The following is a 17,240-nucleotide window of genomic DNA, read 5'->3' as shown; positions in this document are numbered from 1 at the left end:
TTATTTAATATAAATATTTTGTCAAAATAACTTACTATATTTATAATACTTTAATAATCGCTAGGGAGGGGGTATTTATGGAAACTAATCTTAAGGATGATTTAAGGAAAACTATGCTACTTCAAAGAAAAAGCATGAAGATGGAGAATGTAAGTGCTTTTAGCAATAGAATTGTAGAAACGATTATTGAATTACCGGAATTTATAAACAGCAAAAATATAATGTTATACTTAAGTTTTAAAAGTGAAGTAAGTACATATGACCTTGCTAAATGGTGTTTAGATAATGGTAAAAAAGTAATTGTACCTTATTGCATAAAAGAGACAAGACAGATAATACCTTTTGAAATACATAATCTTACTACTGACCTTACTAAATCTTCTTTCGGTATTATGGAACCTAAAAACGAGTTACTCAAAAAAGCTAACATTAAAGATATAGATTTAATAATAGTTCCCGGTGTAGTATTTGATGAACATTGTAACAGAATAGGCTTTGGTGCAGGCTATTATGATAGATTTCTACCTGGAAAATTAGAAACCACTCCTGCTATAGGTATAGCCTATGACTATCAAATAATCAGTGAGATCCCAACAGGTATTTATGATGTACCTTTAGATTTTATAATCACCGAAAAAAGAATAATATTTCCTAAGTAATGTCTTTATATTTATAAAATTACAAAATACTCTATTAAATTACTAGTGTTGGAGGTGACCGCTTTGGGAAAAAAAATAGCTGCTTTCTTTGATATTGATGGTACTCTCTATAGAGACGGTTTAATAACAGAGGTTTTTAAAAAATTAATCAAAAGCGAACTGATAGAAAATGATAGGTGGTACAAAGAAGTAAAACCTTTTTATGTTAAATGGGATAAACGAATAGGAAATTATGATAATTACCTGCTTAAAATGGCTGATATTTATAGTGAGGCAATAATTGGACTTCATAAGTGTCAAATTGAGTTTATTGCTAGCCAAATTATAAAGCAAAAGGGAGATAGAGTTTATACCTATACCCGTGACAAAATTAAATGGCATAAAGATCAAGGTCATATGATTATAACCATATCAGGTAGTCCCATTGAACTAGTACGTGAAATGTCAATAAAATATGGATTTGATGATTATATAGGAACAAAGTATTTATTGGATAAGGATGACATATATACTGGTGATATTATTCCTATGTGGGATAGTGATAGTAAAAAAACTGCTATAGAAAATTTTGTTCTCAAATACAATATTGATTTAGATCAAAGTTATGCCTATGGAGATACTTCCGGTGATTACAACATGTTAAAGTTAATTAGTAACCCTACAGTAATAAACCCCACTAAAGAACTTCTACTAAAAATTCTAGACGATAATGAATTAAAAGAGAAAATTAAAATAATACTAGAAAGAAAAGATGTGGTTTATAAACTAAGGCCAGAACACATTGAAATATAATTCTTGTTTTTTCTATTTAATATCCTTTTATTTGCTAAAAAATTACTATATAATAATATATAGTAATTTTTTTTAGTCCTATAAATGGATATTTTATTTTGAAGGGAGTTATATTATGTTAAGAGATATATTTATTAACGGCACAATACTAATTTCATTTATTTTTATAAGTAGTCAGATATTTAAAAAGACTTTTCTAAACTTATCACTTTCATATAAAAATAAGTTTTTCTTTGGACTTACACAGGGAATATTAGGTATTATCTTAATGTTATTTACTATCCGCATTACCCCTAAAGTAATTATGGATTTTCGCCATATTCCAATTTTAATAGCCTCTCTTTATGGTGGTGGATTCGCTACAATTATTACAGGCATCACTATTGCAATATTTAGAATAAGCTACTTTGGTACAAGTACCCCTGCTATGATAGCATCTATCAATATGATTAATATTGCTATTGCTTGTGCTCTGCTATCAAAACTAAAAGTAAATAGGTTTAAAAAATGGAATTATATGAACTTTGTAAGCTTATTAATTGTTACTAGTACATTTTTATTAAACATTAAAGATACAATAGCACTTCGTAATTCTCTCATATATTTTTGGCTTGGTTCATTTATTATTGGAAGTTTGGCCTATTATATTGCAAATTATATGAGTACTTCAATTGTACTGCTTAATAGGTTGGAACAAGAGTCAACAATAGATTTTCTTACTGGTTTAAATAATGTTAGACAATTCGATAATGCACTAAACGAATCACTTATAAATGTTAAAAATAAAGATGAACGTTTATCTATTTTAATTATAGATATTGATTTTTTTAAAAAAGTAAACGACACTTATGGCCATTTAGCAGGCGATTGCGTGTTACAGCAATTGGGAACCATATTATCTACCTCTTCCAGAAGTTTTGACATTGTATCTAGAATTGGTGGGGAAGAATTTTCTGTCATTTTACCTGATTGTCCAAGCCACCAGGCAATGGAAGTTGCACAGCGCTTAAGAGTAGCTGTAGAATCCTATAAATTTATCCTACCAGATGAAAATAAAATTAATATTACTATTTCTATAGGGGCTGCTACTTACCCTGACAATGTATCCGATTTAGACAATCTTATAAATGAAGGGGATAATGCACTATATTCTGCTAAACGTTCTGGAAGAAACAAAGTATGCCAGCCCTAATATTTATACTTTATAAAGAAATGTAAATATTAAGCTATAGAAAGCACCTTACTTTCGAATATTAAAATTATTCGAAAGTAAGGTGCTAATATTTAATCTTAATGACATATCATTTAATACAAATTAATTTTTCTTTGAAAATTTCTTTTTAGATATTACCGAATAACTAATCCATATTATTAATAAACTTACCATTGTTATATTTGTTATTATATCTCTAAATGCTGGTATTCCTTGTCCAAGGAAAGTTCCAAATAAAATTATTCCACCCATTGAAATTAAAATAATCTTGTTTAGTTTTATATACTCACTCTTATTTTCTCCTTTAAATTTACTGCCCTGTTTTTTCTCAAAATTCAAGCCAGAAACAACAGCAGCTGCCCCCATCATAATAAATATAATAGTAAAAACACTATCGCCAAGTCCCATTTCAAATCCCCCCACTCTACTTATCTTTTAGTACTAATATTATTATATCATATATATGTATACGTAATCAGACTAGGGGCACATAACAATTAATAATTGTTATGTGCCCCTATAGAACATCCAGCTAGTTACATAAAATAGCAGGTAAATATTAAGTATGGAATTTCTCTGAAGGACTTGCAATAAGAAACGATAAAACTATTGAAATTTCATTTAGAAATTCTTCTTTTGCGATTATAAAATTCTCGTAAGCCTGCCAGGACGGCAGTATCCTTACACTCTACACTCTAATAAAGGTGAATAAGTAAATATTGAAGGATTCATGTAATGCGGCAGAATGAATTTGAGCAAGTCTTAGTAATTCTAATTTATTTTATTTGGAGCTGCGTGAAGAAACACACATGTTTGAGCGTAGCGAGTTTGTGTGTTTTAGCAGCTCTAAATAAAATAAATTTTAGAATTACTTGACGCAGCGAATGCATTCAGAGCATTACATGAATCCTTTAGTATACTATATCTCTTTTAACAAGTTCGCCATTTCTATTGCAGATACTGCAGCATCATAACCCTTATTACCGGCTTTAGTTCCCGCTCTTTCAATTGCTTGCTCAATATTTTCAGTAGTAAGCACTCCAAAAATAACTGGAACTCCTGTTTCTAGTGATACAGATGCAATTCCTTTAGTAACCTCACCAGATACATATTCATAATGAGATGTAGCACCCCTTATAACTGCTCCTAGACATATAACACCATCATACTTACCTGACTTAGCCATTTTTTTTGCAACGAGTGGTATCTCAAATGCTCCAGGCACCCATGCAATTTCAACGTTTTCTTCTTCCACCCCGTGACGTTTTAGACCATCTAATGCTCCTGATAATAATTTGCCGCCTATAAATTCATTAAATCTAGCTACTATAATTCCAAATTTTAAACCTTCTGCTACTAATTTACCTTCATATGTTTTCATGTGTTTTCCTCCTATAATTTTATTATTAATTGTGTCACTTAAAAATAAGTAAAATCTATTTCATCTTAAGTAAATGACCCATCTTCACTCTTTTAGTTTCCAAATAAAACCTATCTCTTTCATTATGATTCATCTCTATTTGAACTCTTTCAACAATTTCAATTCCGTAACCTGAAATTCCTGATATCTTTTTAGGATTGTTAGTCATTAATTTTATCTTTTTAGCACCTAAAATCTCTAATATCTGCGCTCCTATACCATAATCTCTCATATCAGCTGGAAACCCTAAAGCTATATTTGCTTCTACGGTATCCATTCCCTTATCTTGAAGAGCATATGCCTTTAACTTATTTATTAAGCCTATTCCTCTTCCCTCCTGCCTCATGTATACTAAAATTCCACATTTTTCTTTTGCTATTGCACTCATAGCTGCATCATATTGCTGCCCACAATCACATCTTATAGACCCCAATGCATCTCCAGTAAGACATTCTGAGTGTACCCTAACAAGTACAGGCTCATTGCTATTTACTTCGCCTTTAACTAACGCTACATGGTGCTCTCCGTTTACCTTATCCACAAAACTATAGATTGTAAATTCACCATATCTAGTTGGCATTTTAGCCTCTGTAACCATTTCTACGAGACATTCAGTTTGTCTTCTATAAGAAATTAAATCTGCTATAGTAACTATTTTCAAATCATGTTTTTCCACATACTCCATAAGATCTGGTACTCTAGCCATGGATCCATCTTCATTCATAATTTCACAAATTACACCTGCAGGGTATAATCCAGCAAGCCTTGCTAAATCCACTGCAGCTTCAGTATGACCAGCCCTTTTTAATACTCCGCCCTCTATTGCTGCAAGAGGAAATACATGACCTGGTCTATTAAAATCTTTAGCAGTAGCCAATGGATCTATTACCTTTAATATAGTAGTTGCTCTGTCTGCAGCTGATATTCCTGTAGTGGTATTTATAGTATCAATAGATACAGTAAAGGCTGTTTCATTTGCATCTGTATTATTTGTCACCATCGGTTTTATATTTAATTTATCTAATCTTTCTTTAATTGTAGGCATGCAGATAAGTCCACGAGCATGCATTGCCATAAAATTTATATTTTCCTGAGTAGCTTTTTCGGCAGCTATTATTAAATCTCCTTCATTTTCTCTATCCTCATCGTCTACCACTACAACCATTTTTCCATTTTTAATATCTTCTAGTGCTTCCTCAATAGTATTAAATTTATACATTTTTGCACCCCTTAATCATCGCTCCCTGGTGATGTAGTCATCACTTTTGGTGATGTATTATTGCTTCATTATGAAGAATATTTATACAAATCCATTTTCCAGAAGAAAATCCATACTAACAGTTTTCTTTTCTTTTGGAGTTTCATCATATTTTAATAATTTTTCAACATACTTTGAAAGCATGTCACACTCTAGGTTAACCTCATCACCTATGGTCTTACGTAATAAAGTAGTTTCTTCCACTGTATGAGGTATAATTGATACTTTAAAAACATTTTCATCAACATAAGCCACCGTTAAACTAATTCCATCAATGGTTATGGAACCTTTATGTACAATATACTTTAATACGTCCACTTCGGTTTCTACAGATACCCATGTGGCATTGTCTTCTTTATAAAGATCTACAATGGTTCCTATTCCATCAATATGTCCACTAACTATATGACCCCCTAGTCTGTCACAAACCCTAAGCGCTCTTTCTAAATTTACCATGAACCCAGGTTTTAATTCTCCTAAATTGCTGCGCCTTATAGTCTCCGCCATTACATCTACAGTAAAACTGTTTTTATTAACCTCTGTTACTGTAAGGCACACTCCATTGGTATTTATGCTATCACCAATTTTGGTATCCTCAAGAATTTTTATAGCTTTTATAATAATTCTCGCAGACTTAGCACCTTTTTTTATGGACAATATCTCCCCAATTTCCTCAATTAAGCCTGTAAACATCTATTCACATCCTTTATAAGAACTTTAAATTTTCTCTACATAACCCTCAATCATAATATCTTCATCAAATTTGCTTACTTCAACATCCCGAAGTTTAATAGAATCTTTTACATGTTCTATTCCACTTCCTCCTACAGGAGTTTTGCCAGAAGCACCTCCAAATATTTTTGGTGAAATAAAAGTGATCACTTTATCCACAATACCTTCGTTTATAGCAGAATAATTTAGTGTACTTCCGCCTTCTAAAAGAATACTATCTATTCCCATTTCACCTAGTACTGTCATTAAATACTTCAAATCCACCCAATTATTTTTACTCCTAGTTACAATTACTTTTGCACCTTTTTCTTTTATAGCTTCAATTTTACTCTTTTGGGCAAATTCGGTTGTAACTATAATAGTTTTTGTACTCTCATCACATTTTAATATCTTTGCATCTATTGGTATTCTCGCCTTACTATCTATAATTATCCTTGTTGGATTTAAGCTAAGTGCTCCTTCTCTTCTTGTTGTAAGTTCGGGATCATCCTTTAAAACAGTTCCAATCCCCACCATAATTCCAGATACCATTTGCCTTAATTCATGCACATAGGCTCTAGATTTTTCATTACTTATCCACTTTGAATCCCCAGTAAAGGTTGCTATTTTTCCGTCTAAAGTCATAGCAGTTTTCATTATACAAAATGGTTTTTTCTCAGTTATGTATTTTATAAATATTTCATTTGTTTTCATTATTTCTTTGTTCATTATGCCTGTAACCACTTCTATACCATTTTTTCTAAGAATTTCCATGCCACTACCTGCCACCAGTGGGTTTGGATCTATCATTCCAATTACTACTTTAGATATTTTATTTTTCACTATTGCATCCGCACAAGGTGGTGTTTTACCAAAGTGAGAGCAGGGCTCCAGTGTTACGTACATAGTTGCACCTTCTACTTCTTCAATGGCATTTGCAAAAGCATTGACTTCTGCATGTGGTCCGCCGAAATATTCATGATATCCTTCACCGATTATTCTATTGTCTTTTACAATAATAGCGCCCACTAGTGGGTTGGGATTTACAAATCCAGCTGCTTTTTTAGATAATTCAAGTGCTCTTTTCATATAATAATTGTCCAATATACCACCCCTAATTATATAATTATAATGTTAATCTTAATGAATATTTCACTTCTTAGTATCCATGTCTTTAAAGAAATAAAACTATATAAATTAATAAAAGCCCTGAAAACAATGTTTTCAGGGCTTAATAAGCTAATTATATATCTAGATTTGCTAGATACTTTCAAATCAAAACATAAAAATATTTTTCAACTATCTTTATAGTTTACAAATAAAAACCTTTTATATCTATCATTATTCTCCTTCTCTCATCCAGACTTTACTGTCGGCTCTGGAATCTGACCAGATCTACCTTTCGGCTCGCGGGCTATACCGCCGGTTAGGAATCTCACCTACCCTGAAGGATCTATTTAATTTTCAACCTAAGAATAGCACTTTGTTATTTTACTGTCAAGTGAAGAACTATAAAATACAATGAAGAACCATTATTTAGCCCTTTAAATAATGGCTCTTTACAAATTTATATTTACTTGTATTTCCACTAGAAAAGAGATTTGTACTACTAATATTTTTCAATAAAGAAAAAATATAAAATTATTTTTATTTTTTTTACTTTACAAAGTTAACGTGTTAAAGTAAAATGATTATTATAAGATTTATAACTTGTACACAATATCAACTGCCAGCTACCCTAAAGGGATAGTGGTTTTATGCTTAAATTTATAAATGAAGGAGTGTTTAGTATGAAAAATAAGTTTAAATTATTAATAGTAACAATGATTGCAGGTGTTATTTTAACTGCCTGTGGTAGCACATCCAAATCAGATAATTCATTAAAAGATATACAAGAAAAAAAAGAACTTGTAATTGGTCTTGATGATAATTTTCCACCAATGGGTTTTAGAGATAAAGCTGGTGAAATCGTAGGTTTCGACATTGATATGGCAAAAGAAGTAGGAAAACGAATGGGCATAAAAATAACATTTAAACCTGTAGAATGGGATGGAGTAATATTAAGTCTAAATAATAAAGACATTGATGCTATATGGAATGGATTAACCATAACAGATAAAAGGAAAGAACAAATCGCTTTTTCTAGTGCATACCTTCAAAACAAGCAAATAATCATAGTAAAAACCAAATCCAATATTTCTAGTAAAATTGATTTAAAGGGTAAAACTGTAGGTCTTCAAATGGGAAGTAGTAGTGAAAGTGCTCTAAGTTCAGATTCAGCGCTTTCTGATTCATTAAAAGAAGTAAAAAAATATTCAAATAATACAGAAGCACTACTGGATTTAAATGCTGATCGTATTGATGCTGTTATAGTAGATGAAGTAGTTGGAAGATATTACACTAATTTAAAACCAGGTGATTATAAAGTACTTGATGAAAATTTAGGTGTAGAAGATTACGGTATAGGTATGAGAAAAACTGACGCAAAGCTTACTGCAGAGATAGATAAATTTCTAGAAGAAATGAAAAGTGATGGAACTTCAGATGCTATATCCCAAAAATGGTTTGGTAAAGATATTATAAACAAATAATAATTATGAATTTTTTCAGAATGGAGTGTTATATTTGGCAAACTTTATGGATATTACAGCTTATATTTTAAAAGGGAGTATCTTTACAATTGAATTGTACTTTGCAACAATAATCTTTTGCATACCTCTTGGAATATTGGGAGCACTAATTAAAGTTTCAAATTTAAAAATACTGGGTAAAATTGTAGATCTCTATACTTGGTTTTTTAGAGGAACACCCCTACTTCTTCAACTTTTTTTCACATATTTTGGACTACCTATTATCGGAATTAAATTTTCTCCTTTTACCGCAGCTGCACTTACCTTTTCTTTAAATTATGGAGCTTATTTTACCGAAATATTTAGATCCGGTATTCAATCTATTGATAAAGGACAATATGAAGCTGCCAAAGTCTTAGGCATGAATTATAGACAAACTATGTCAAAAATAATACTACCACAGGCTTTTAAACGAATAATTCCCCCTACTTGTAACGAGGGAATTACTCTAATAAAAGATACAGCTCTAGTGGCTGCCATCGGATTACAAGATTTACTAAGAGCTGCTAGAGAAATTGTTACCAGAGATTTTACAATAATTCCTTTTTTTATCGCCGCAATAATATATTTAATCTTTACTTCACTTATTGTCATGGCTTTTAGGAAGTTAGAAAAAAAATATTCTGTTTACGAATAGATAATCACCCGCTAAATAAGAATAACCTGCTAAATTAAGGACGGTGCTCGTATGAATTTACTTAAACTAACTAAAATAAGCAAAAGTTTTGATAAAAATCAAGTTTTAAATGATGTATCCATGAGTTTGAACAAGGGTGAAGTAATATCCATTATTGGTCCTTCTGGCTCTGGCAAAAGCACTCTTCTTAGGTGCATAACTGGACTTGAGCAAATGGATAGTGGCCTCATTGAATTTAATGACATAACTATTGCAGAAGCTAAAAAAAAAATTGTTGATATTGAAGCTGTTAATGCACATAAAAAAATAGGTATGGTATTTCAAAACTTCAATCTATTTCCTCATAAAACAGTTTTAGAGAATATTATTGAAGCTCCAATTATAGTAAATAATATAAATAAAAAAGATGCCATAGATATAGCAAAAAAACTACTCCTAAAAGTAGAATTATTAGATAAAATTGATTCTTACCCTTGTACTCTTTCCGGTGGACAAAAACAGAGAATTGCTATTGCTAGGGCTCTAGCAATGAATCCGGAGTTAATTCTCTTTGATGAACCAACTTCCGCTTTAGACCCTAAACTCACAGGTGAAGTACTAAAAGTCATTAGAAATCTTGCCCTTGAAAAAATAACACTGATTGTAGTTACTCATGAAATGCAATTTGCCAGGGAAATTTCAGATAGAATTATTTTTATGGAAAATGGAGAAATACTAGAGACTTCTACTCCAGAATTATTATTCACAAGTCCTAAACATCCAAGAATAAAACAGTTCTTAAATTTAGCCTAAAGTAGTGCCACCCACGTGGCAAGTGGCAAAAGTGACAAGCTCTAGCATATGGATGTTATTACAGCCACTTCCCCTAGCTGTTTCCTATAAAATAGAAAAAGATTATCTATATACAAACGTATAGATAATCTTTTTTGTCCATTATAACAATTACTATTTAACCATTAATTTAAGCGCCTGGTCTAAATCAGCAATAATATCTTCAACATTTTCAAGACCTACTGCTAGTCTTACTAAGCCATCCGTTATACCAGCTTCTAATCTTTCTTCCTTAGAATATGGTGAATGAGTCATGGATGCTGGATGCTCAATTAGTGTTTCAGCATCCCCTAAACTAACAGCTATGCTACAAAGCTCAGTAGAATTTAAGAATTTTTTGCCTTCTTCAATTCCACCCTTTATTTCAAAAGCAATAATCCCACCGGAAAGACTCATTTGTTTTTTTGCCAGTTCATATTGTGGAAAGCTCTTAAGTCCTGGGTAATACACTTTTTCAACTAATGGATGAGCTTCCAAAAATTTAGCTACAGCCATTGCATTACTACAGTGTCTTTCCATTCTTATTTCTAGTGTTTTCATTCCTCTTATAATCAAGAATGCATTAAAAGGACTTAATGAAGCTCCCGTCATATCCTTAACACCAAATAATCTAACCTTATCAATAAATTCTTTAGATCCAATAGCAAAACCAGAAATTACATCTCCATGTCCATTAAGAAATTTTGTTCCTGAATGAACCACAACATCTGCTCCAAGTTCTAGAGGCCTTTGTGTGTATGGAGTACTAAATGTATTGTCCACTATAACCATACAATCTTTTTGCGCATGAGCAATCTTTGATATTTCCTCAATATCCGTTATAAGCAATGTTGGATTTGCAGGGGTTTCTAAGTAAATAACTTTTGTGTTTTCTTTCATAGCAGCCCTAACATTATCTAAGTTTGAAACATCAACAAAAGTAACCTCCACACCATATCTAGAAATACCATGAGCCAAAAACGCATGAGTACAACCATAAAGAGTTTGTGCTGAAATTACATGATCTCCAGCCTTTAATGCCGTCCACATAACTGAAGATATAGCTCCTATGCCAGATCCCATAGACATACATGCTTCTCCACCTTCAAGCATTGCCAATTTTTCTTCCAGTACTGTATTAGTAGGATTTCCAAGTCTTGTATAAATATAACCATCCTCTTCTCCTGCAAATCTTCTCCCACCTTGCTCAGCTGTGTCAAAAACAAAGGTAGCTGTTTGATGTATTGGAGTAGCTAGTGAACCGTATTGATCCTTCTTATTTCCACCATGTATTGCTTTAGTTGCGAATCCACTATTACGTAAATGTTCTCTATCCATTATAATTCCCCCTAAAGTGATTATTTCTTAATATAAATATATAAGCAATTATGCTGCCATTTTTTAAGGAAAAATTCTTATAATTCACATTATAAATTTTTTAGCCTTTGATAAATAAATAGCTTCTTATTTTTATAAGGTGTCTTAGGCTTTTAACTATAGTTTTATATATTAATTGTATTATTTATATTTAAAAAAATTTAAGCTAATTAGATACTATAAATAAAATGCCAGTGCTTTATTTAATGCACTGGCATTTTTTATAACCACTAACGAATTAAAAGTGTAAATAATACTTTCCAGTTGGAAAGTATTATTTACACTTTTCTTAATTTTCATATATTTTATATTTTTTGATTTTATTAATAATTGTGGTATGTGAAACACCTAGCTGCTTTGCTGTTTTTCTTAAGCTTTTGTTTTTAGAAAGAGCGGTTATTATAGCCTGTTTTTCACAAATTTCCACAACTTCTTTTAATTTTAAGGCTTTATACAGATCCGAATCAATTTTATTCTCCAACTTACTCCCTACCCCTATATCCATAATAAAGTTCTGTGAAGATATATATTTCTCCTCACACAAATTCATAGCCCTCTCAATTACATTTTGTAGTTCTCTTATATTTCCCGGCCAATTATATGATAGTAATTTATTTATAAAAGAAAGCTCTGCGCCTTTTACTTCTTTGTTTAGCTTTTTATTATATTTAGAAATAAACAGTGCAACTAAGGATGAAATATCTTCTAGTCTATCTCTAAGAGGCGGAATAATTATGGGAATAACATTTAATCTGTAATATAAATCCTCTCTAAATTTCCCCTCTTTAATCATCTCTTCTAAGTTTCTATTAGTAGCTGCAATAATCCTTACATTTATATTTTCTTCTTTTGTACTGCCAATCCTTCTAATAACACCTTCTTGAAGAACCCTTAAAAGCTTTGCTTGCAGCACTATAGACAATTCACCTATTTCATCTAAAAACAAAGTTCCACCATCTGCCTCTTTAAAAAGGCCCTCTTTTCCACTATTCATGGCCCCTGTAAAACTTCCTTTTTCATAACCAAATAACTCGCTTTCTATCAGACTATCTGGAAGTGCCGCACAGCTTATAGTTACAAAAGGGCTATTTTTCCTGCTACTTAAATTCTGAAGAGCTTTTGCAAATAACTCTTTTCCAGTCCCACTTTCTCCTCTAAAGAGAATAGTAGAATCACTTTTAGCTACAGTTTGTACTAACTTTTTTACACACTCAATCTTATTGCTATTTCCTACGATTTCTTTAAATGCACCCTCAGTGGTTCCCGCGATAACATTTGCAATCTCTATAGCTTTATGAATATCTTTAATAGAGGCTACTGCACCTACGGTAATATTATTATCATCTACAATTGGTCTACCTGTAGTTAGATAATGAACTTCTCCTTTTTGCGTTTTAACATTCACTTCTACATTATCATACTTTATCCCACTATTTATAAGTTCTACAGCTGGGGCATCCCCACCTATTAATTTTCTAATGTCAGTACCTATAGCCTCTTCTTTATTACAATGAAACACCTTTTCGCAATAGTTATTGAATATGTCAATTTCAAATTTTTTATTTATAACCATTATACCTTCATCTACTGAATCTAAAATAGCTAAAAGTTTTCTTTCATTTTCCTCATAATTAAGCAAGTTAATTTCATTAACCATAACAACGTCTTCTATAACAGTAAGTTGCTTTTTTAATGCTTCCTTTGCCTCATCGTCCCTAATTTGCATCTTAACACAAATCTTTTTAGGAAACACTTCCACAGAAAGCAGGTTTATTTCCGCCTTATAAATTTTCTCTAATATTATTACAGTTATTCCTAATCTGTCTTTAGTTATTATTTCAAATCTAATGTTTCTCTCCATGCTTTTTCCTCCTGACTTGCTTAGAATGATATAACTCTTTCATATAAAATTATAGCATGCAAGTAAAAATACAGCCATATCTAAATCTCACTCCAAATCATTCCTTCAAATATTCTTACTATATTTTAGCCCTCATTTAGTTCTTTTCTATAACCAGCAAAAACATATCCACAGAGACATATCTGAATTACACTTAAAATTAATAATTCCACTGTTGCCAAATATGTTTCTCCTAAAATAATTATTTGAAATATAATGCTTATAAATAATATACAGCCAATTATAGCAGTTGCTAACCATGCCTTGCTATTATCTTTTTTAAAACAAATAATTGCTGCTAAAATATTTCCCAGTCCAAATAATACTATTGCTATAATGCCAGGAATAACCCAGCTTTCAAAAGGGATTTTAGGTAACCATTCATGTGGATATTCAATAAACTCTCCATTATTTGAGCTTACCATCATTACTCCAATATAAATCGCACCTAATGCTAATAATAAGTCATAAACCCCTAATAGGTTCAATCTTGTTTTTTCTTTCATTTCACATTACCTCCACTAAATAAATTTAAATGACTATCTATCCTATAGTCTATTCACATACTTTACAGTGTTTGCATTAATTTTGATCTAAGACCTTTCTAGCCCTATATTTAGAATAGTTAAATTCATACCAGAAATGCTCTGACCATAAATCATTCTTTACGTCATATAAATAATCATTAACCTCTTTAGCAACATTCTTATTAGGATCATCTTTTAGTTTCAATATCTCTGGAATAGCATCATAAGATAAACATTTAAAATATTGCACATCTATTTTCTGAGTTTGATAATATATATCTATATTATTTTTTGCAATTATTTTATCTACATTAATGTAGTTTACTAATATATACATGCTTAAAAGAATTACTATTAAAATCTTATTTAGTGGCATTTTCCTATTCCATATCCCAATTAGAGCCGCTATAAATAACATAAATAGCATAAACATGAATAAATGAACAAAAATTCTTAAATAAGTAAATCCATAAGTTTGTTCATATAGTGACATCTTATAATGAGCTGAAAATAGCATATTAAATGTAAATGCCACAAGTAGTGTTAAGAAAACATTAGATATACTGTTTATTTTCTTATTATCCCTTTTTAAAAATTTCATACTGCTGAGTAATATGGTGAAATTAATTAGTGTCACAGCAACAAGCTCAAAGAACCCTTTTCTAGCATATTCTGAGTAAGTAAATTTCTGTGGAAGAAAGTTACTACCTCCACCATAAAGATAAGAAAACTGCACTATTGAAAATAAAAGATATACTATATTTATCATGAATATAATAGTTAAAATAGTAACTGGCTCCCATTGTATATCCTTCTTATTACTTATCCCTTCATAAAAAGCATATTTAAAGCTCCATATATATGAAAATAATATTATAAAAACTATTATAATAACCAATAAATGCCCTGTTATTTTTCCTAAACTTATCTCTCCTAGTCCAAAGGAAAAATTGGTTATATAGTTTTTAAATACCATGTCTGCGGATGTTAACAAAACTAAAATAACAACTAATAGGGGTATAGAAATAACTAATCCCTTTAATATGTTTTTCTTTGTAGAGCTTATTTCTTTTTTATTTTCCCTCATTATATTACCTTTTATAAACATGAAAGGCTTATAGGAATTCTCGCCAATAGACTTAACCCCTCTGCTAAATACTTTTTTTACAAAATTTAAATTATCCCATTTTATATTCTCATATCTAATTAATACTGTGCTCACTCCAGTAAGTATCAATATCATAATTCCATTAAAAAAGTTTAAAATCTCGTTAGAGTGAATAGAATAATTTAGTGCTATTAATAATGTAGGAATAATTATCACAAACCCTATACTTTTCTTAAATGCAACCATTCCCCGAGCACTCCATAAGAAAAATCCCATAAACATAAGATAGAAAATAGGAATAGAAATACCCCCTTGCTTTCCAATAAAAAATCTTTCATAAATTATCGCTAACATAATTGCTATACCTATAGTATATTTTTTTTCACTAAAATCAATTTTAGAATCTATTTTTTTTATATCTATCATACGTTGTTTATTTAATGACTTTATATTGTCATCTTTTATAATAATAGCCTGATCAAAATCTTTCTCCATTTCAATTTCCCCTTTCCCATTTTAATTTTCTTCTCTGTATTCAAGTATGTCTCCTGGTTGACAATGCAGTTCTCTGCAAATAGCTTCTAAGGTACTAAACCTAATGGCCTTTGCTTTACATGTCTTTAATATAGATAAATTTGCATTTGTGATTCCAACTCTCATTGACAACTCTTGCAATGATATCTTCCTTTTTGCCATCATAACGTCTAAATTTACGACAATTGCCATATTCATCCTCCTAGTAGTTACCTGGTATAAATAATAATTCTTTATTATTTACCATTATATTGTAAATTCATTTTCTTCTATGGCCTCAACCGCTTGTTTAAATACCTGAGATAGAATTAAAATAAAACACCCAGCAAAAAAGAATATTAAAAATTCAATATCAGTATGTATTCCACTATTATCAACATAGGCAATTTTAAAGTTTTTATATTGACCATTTATAACAAAATTAACAGCATAACAAATTGATACCACAAAACTTAACAGAGATATTCTTTTCAAACAGAGCACATTGTCTTTAATAAAAGGTGTTATATTTATTAAAGATCTAACTATTTTTCTAAGGTTAAACAAGATTAGTATAACTGCAATTCCTCCTATGCTAAATAAAATGTATGTGATAATAAATCTACTCACAGGCATTTCTACTACCTTTCCTATTAATATTCCTTTCGATAATACAAAATAAACAACTATACCAATAACAATCATAATATCTAATGATATTTTTAATAATGAAGCTAATGACATTTCTCCATAATATTTCATTATATTCCTCCTGAACTAAATTTCTTTCAATTTTAATATTACTACTAAACAAATTGTTTTTCAATGTATTTTTATTGTTTTTCAATAAATATTTATTTATAAACAAATTTTATTTATTTTTCATGTATAAAAAACGGTCTATATTTTACAATAGTGTTAACAAATATTATAAATGTAGCTTTTAATTGTAGCTTTTGATATAATGTTAGTTAATGATTATGACTTAATTCGAGCTTTTATTTTTCAATATAGAAAGGATGATTATATTAAGATGACTAATTATTTAATACAATCTATGCATTGGGCATGGATCCAATTTTTTATTGCTATTTCGAACTCTTCAGATCCCGTTCCTCAGATTTTATTAACCTTTGTGGTTTTTATTATATTATATCTTTTGAATAACAAATTAGAAGCCATATGCTGTATATTTAATATTGGCATTACTGGTTTTACCAACTTAATACTTAAAAATACAGTAAAAAGACTTAGACCCATGGAAATAAGATTAATTGAAGCTAATGGATATAGTTTCCCTAGCGGCCATTCTTCTATTTCTACAGCTATTGGTATTGTACTTATTTACTTTATACTTAAACGTATAAAGAATAAAAAAATCGCCTATACATTAAGTGGTCTAATAATTACATATTTACTGCTTGTCGGATTTAGTAGGGTTTACCTAGGTGTTCACTATCCAACAGATGTTCTTGGTGGATGGTTTATCGCTATAGTATGGTCATATATCACTATTTCTGCTTATAAGTTCTGTATGAACAAAGGTGTGGATAAATTTTTAGACAAGTATTTTACTATTAAACTTAATATTTTTAAACACAAACCAAAGTCTATTTAGTTTTTAAACATCAAAAGCTCTAGTTATTCATTATTGAATAATTAGAGCTTTTTATTAATTTAATATA

General features: G+C 30.3%; 18 protein-coding genes and 1 riboswitch. Of the genes, 7 read left to right on the top strand and 11 right to left on the bottom strand.

Annotation, left to right across the window (positions count from 1 at the left end; all coding sequences use genetic code 11):
- Positions 1–77 precede the first annotated feature (77 nt).
- The 3 genes from ACREVU_RS09565 to ACREVU_RS09555 all read left to right on the top strand — a co-directional run bounded on the left by ACREVU_RS09565 (position 78) and on the right by ACREVU_RS09555 (position 2,643).
- Entirely contained in the window at positions 78–659 is a 582-nt protein-coding gene (locus ACREVU_RS09565) for a 5-formyltetrahydrofolate cyclo-ligase (RefSeq protein ID WP_431551362.1), read from the top strand.
- Positions 660–722: 63 nt separating this feature from the next.
- Positions 723–1,451 (top strand): HAD-IB family hydrolase, encoded by a 729-nt coding sequence (locus ACREVU_RS09560; RefSeq protein WP_431551361.1) that lies wholly within the window; start codon positions 723–725, stop codon positions 1,449–1,451.
- A gap of 115 nt (positions 1,452–1,566) precedes the next feature.
- Complete coding sequence (locus ACREVU_RS09555) at positions 1,567–2,643, top strand: diguanylate cyclase (RefSeq protein ID WP_431551360.1); 1,077 nt, start codon at positions 1,567–1,569, stop codon at positions 2,641–2,643.
- Between the two features lie 123 nt (positions 2,644–2,766).
- On the opposite strand, the gene ACREVU_RS09550 is transcribed toward ACREVU_RS09555, so the two are convergent.
- From ACREVU_RS09550 to ribD, 5 genes are all read right to left on the bottom strand, one after another.
- Positions 2,767–3,072 (bottom strand): hypothetical protein, encoded by a 306-nt coding sequence (locus tag ACREVU_RS09550; RefSeq protein ID WP_431551359.1) that lies wholly within the window; start codon positions 3,070–3,072, stop codon positions 2,767–2,769.
- Between the two features lie 511 nt (positions 3,073–3,583).
- Positions 3,584–4,045, bottom strand: coding sequence for a 6,7-dimethyl-8-ribityllumazine synthase (gene ribH / locus ACREVU_RS09545; RefSeq protein ID WP_431551358.1), 462 nt, complete (start codon positions 4,043–4,045; stop codon positions 3,584–3,586).
- Positions 4,046–4,100: 55 nt separating this feature from the next.
- Positions 4,101–5,303, bottom strand: coding sequence for a bifunctional 3,4-dihydroxy-2-butanone-4-phosphate synthase/GTP cyclohydrolase II (locus tag ACREVU_RS09540; RefSeq protein WP_431551357.1), 1,203 nt, complete (start codon positions 5,301–5,303; stop codon positions 4,101–4,103).
- Between the two features lie 81 nt (positions 5,304–5,384).
- Positions 5,385–6,035 carry a riboflavin synthase gene (gene ribE, locus ACREVU_RS09535; RefSeq protein WP_431551356.1) on the bottom strand — a complete coding sequence of 217 codons (651 nt, stop codon included), beginning with the start codon at positions 6,033–6,035 and terminating at the stop codon, positions 5,385–5,387.
- Positions 6,036–6,059: 24 nt separating this feature from the next.
- A complete protein-coding gene (gene ribD, locus ACREVU_RS09530; protein WP_431551355.1) occupies positions 6,060–7,157 on the bottom strand; it encodes a bifunctional diaminohydroxyphosphoribosylaminopyrimidine deaminase/5-amino-6-(5-phosphoribosylamino)uracil reductase RibD in 1,098 nt (365 codons plus the stop codon).
- Between the two features lie 239 nt (positions 7,158–7,396).
- Positions 7,397–7,509, bottom strand: a riboswitch (FMN riboswitch).
- A gap of 334 nt (positions 7,510–7,843) precedes the next feature.
- On the opposite strand from ribD, the gene ACREVU_RS09525 reads away from it, so the two are divergent.
- Genes ACREVU_RS09525 through ACREVU_RS09515 form a run of 3 tightly spaced genes read left to right on the top strand, consistent with a single transcriptional unit; the run spans position 7,844 to position 10,112 of the window.
- The gene (locus ACREVU_RS09525; RefSeq protein ID WP_431551354.1) at positions 7,844–8,644 is read left to right on the top strand and encodes an amino acid ABC transporter substrate-binding protein; all 801 of its coding nucleotides are present in this window, start codon (positions 7,844–7,846) and stop codon (positions 8,642–8,644) included.
- Between the two features lie 34 nt (positions 8,645–8,678).
- Positions 8,679–9,320, top strand: coding sequence for an amino acid ABC transporter permease (locus ACREVU_RS09520; protein ID WP_431551353.1), 642 nt, complete (start codon positions 8,679–8,681; stop codon positions 9,318–9,320).
- 51 nt (positions 9,321–9,371) lie between these two features.
- A complete protein-coding gene (locus tag ACREVU_RS09515) occupies positions 9,372–10,112 on the top strand; it encodes an amino acid ABC transporter ATP-binding protein (protein ID WP_431551352.1) in 741 nt (246 codons plus the stop codon).
- Between the two features lie 153 nt (positions 10,113–10,265).
- Here ACREVU_RS09515 and megL read toward each other — a convergent pair whose 3' ends face one another.
- The 6 genes from megL to ACREVU_RS09485 form a co-directional block, all read right to left on the bottom strand.
- Positions 10,266–11,468, bottom strand: a complete 1,203-nt coding sequence (megL, locus tag ACREVU_RS09510; RefSeq protein WP_431551351.1) for a methionine gamma-lyase — start codon at positions 11,466–11,468, stop codon at positions 10,266–10,268.
- A gap of 328 nt (positions 11,469–11,796) precedes the next feature.
- Entirely contained in the window at positions 11,797–13,368 is a 1,572-nt protein-coding gene (locus ACREVU_RS09505) for a sigma 54-interacting transcriptional regulator (RefSeq protein ID WP_431551350.1), read from the bottom strand.
- A 125-nt stretch (positions 13,369–13,493) separates the two neighbouring features.
- Positions 13,494–13,913 carry a hypothetical protein gene (locus ACREVU_RS09500; RefSeq protein ID WP_431551349.1) on the bottom strand — a complete coding sequence of 140 codons (420 nt, stop codon included), beginning with the start codon at positions 13,911–13,913 and terminating at the stop codon, positions 13,494–13,496.
- A gap of 76 nt (positions 13,914–13,989) precedes the next feature.
- Entirely contained in the window at positions 13,990–15,537 is a 1,548-nt protein-coding gene (locus ACREVU_RS09495; protein ID WP_431551348.1) for a DUF4153 domain-containing protein, read from the bottom strand.
- Positions 15,538–15,558: 21 nt separating this feature from the next.
- A complete protein-coding gene (locus tag ACREVU_RS09490) occupies positions 15,559–15,768 on the bottom strand; it encodes a helix-turn-helix domain-containing protein (protein WP_431551347.1) in 210 nt (69 codons plus the stop codon).
- A gap of 54 nt (positions 15,769–15,822) precedes the next feature.
- Positions 15,823–16,317 (bottom strand): DUF2975 domain-containing protein, encoded by a 495-nt coding sequence (locus ACREVU_RS09485; protein WP_431551346.1) that lies wholly within the window; start codon positions 16,315–16,317, stop codon positions 15,823–15,825.
- A gap of 202 nt (positions 16,318–16,519) precedes the next feature.
- On the opposite strand from ACREVU_RS09485, the gene ACREVU_RS09480 reads away from it, so the two are divergent.
- Positions 16,520–17,173 (top strand): phosphatase PAP2 family protein, encoded by a 654-nt coding sequence (locus ACREVU_RS09480; RefSeq protein WP_431551345.1) that lies wholly within the window; start codon positions 16,520–16,522, stop codon positions 17,171–17,173.
- Positions 17,174–17,240: the final 67 nt, after the last annotated feature.

Origin of the sequence: Clostridium sp. (assembly GCF_050717535.1) — a bacterium.
In the GTDB taxonomy this organism is placed as follows: domain Bacteria; phylum Bacillota; class Clostridia; order Clostridiales; family Clostridiaceae; genus Clostridium_AD.
This window is presented reverse-complemented; position numbering and strand designations above follow the sequence as displayed.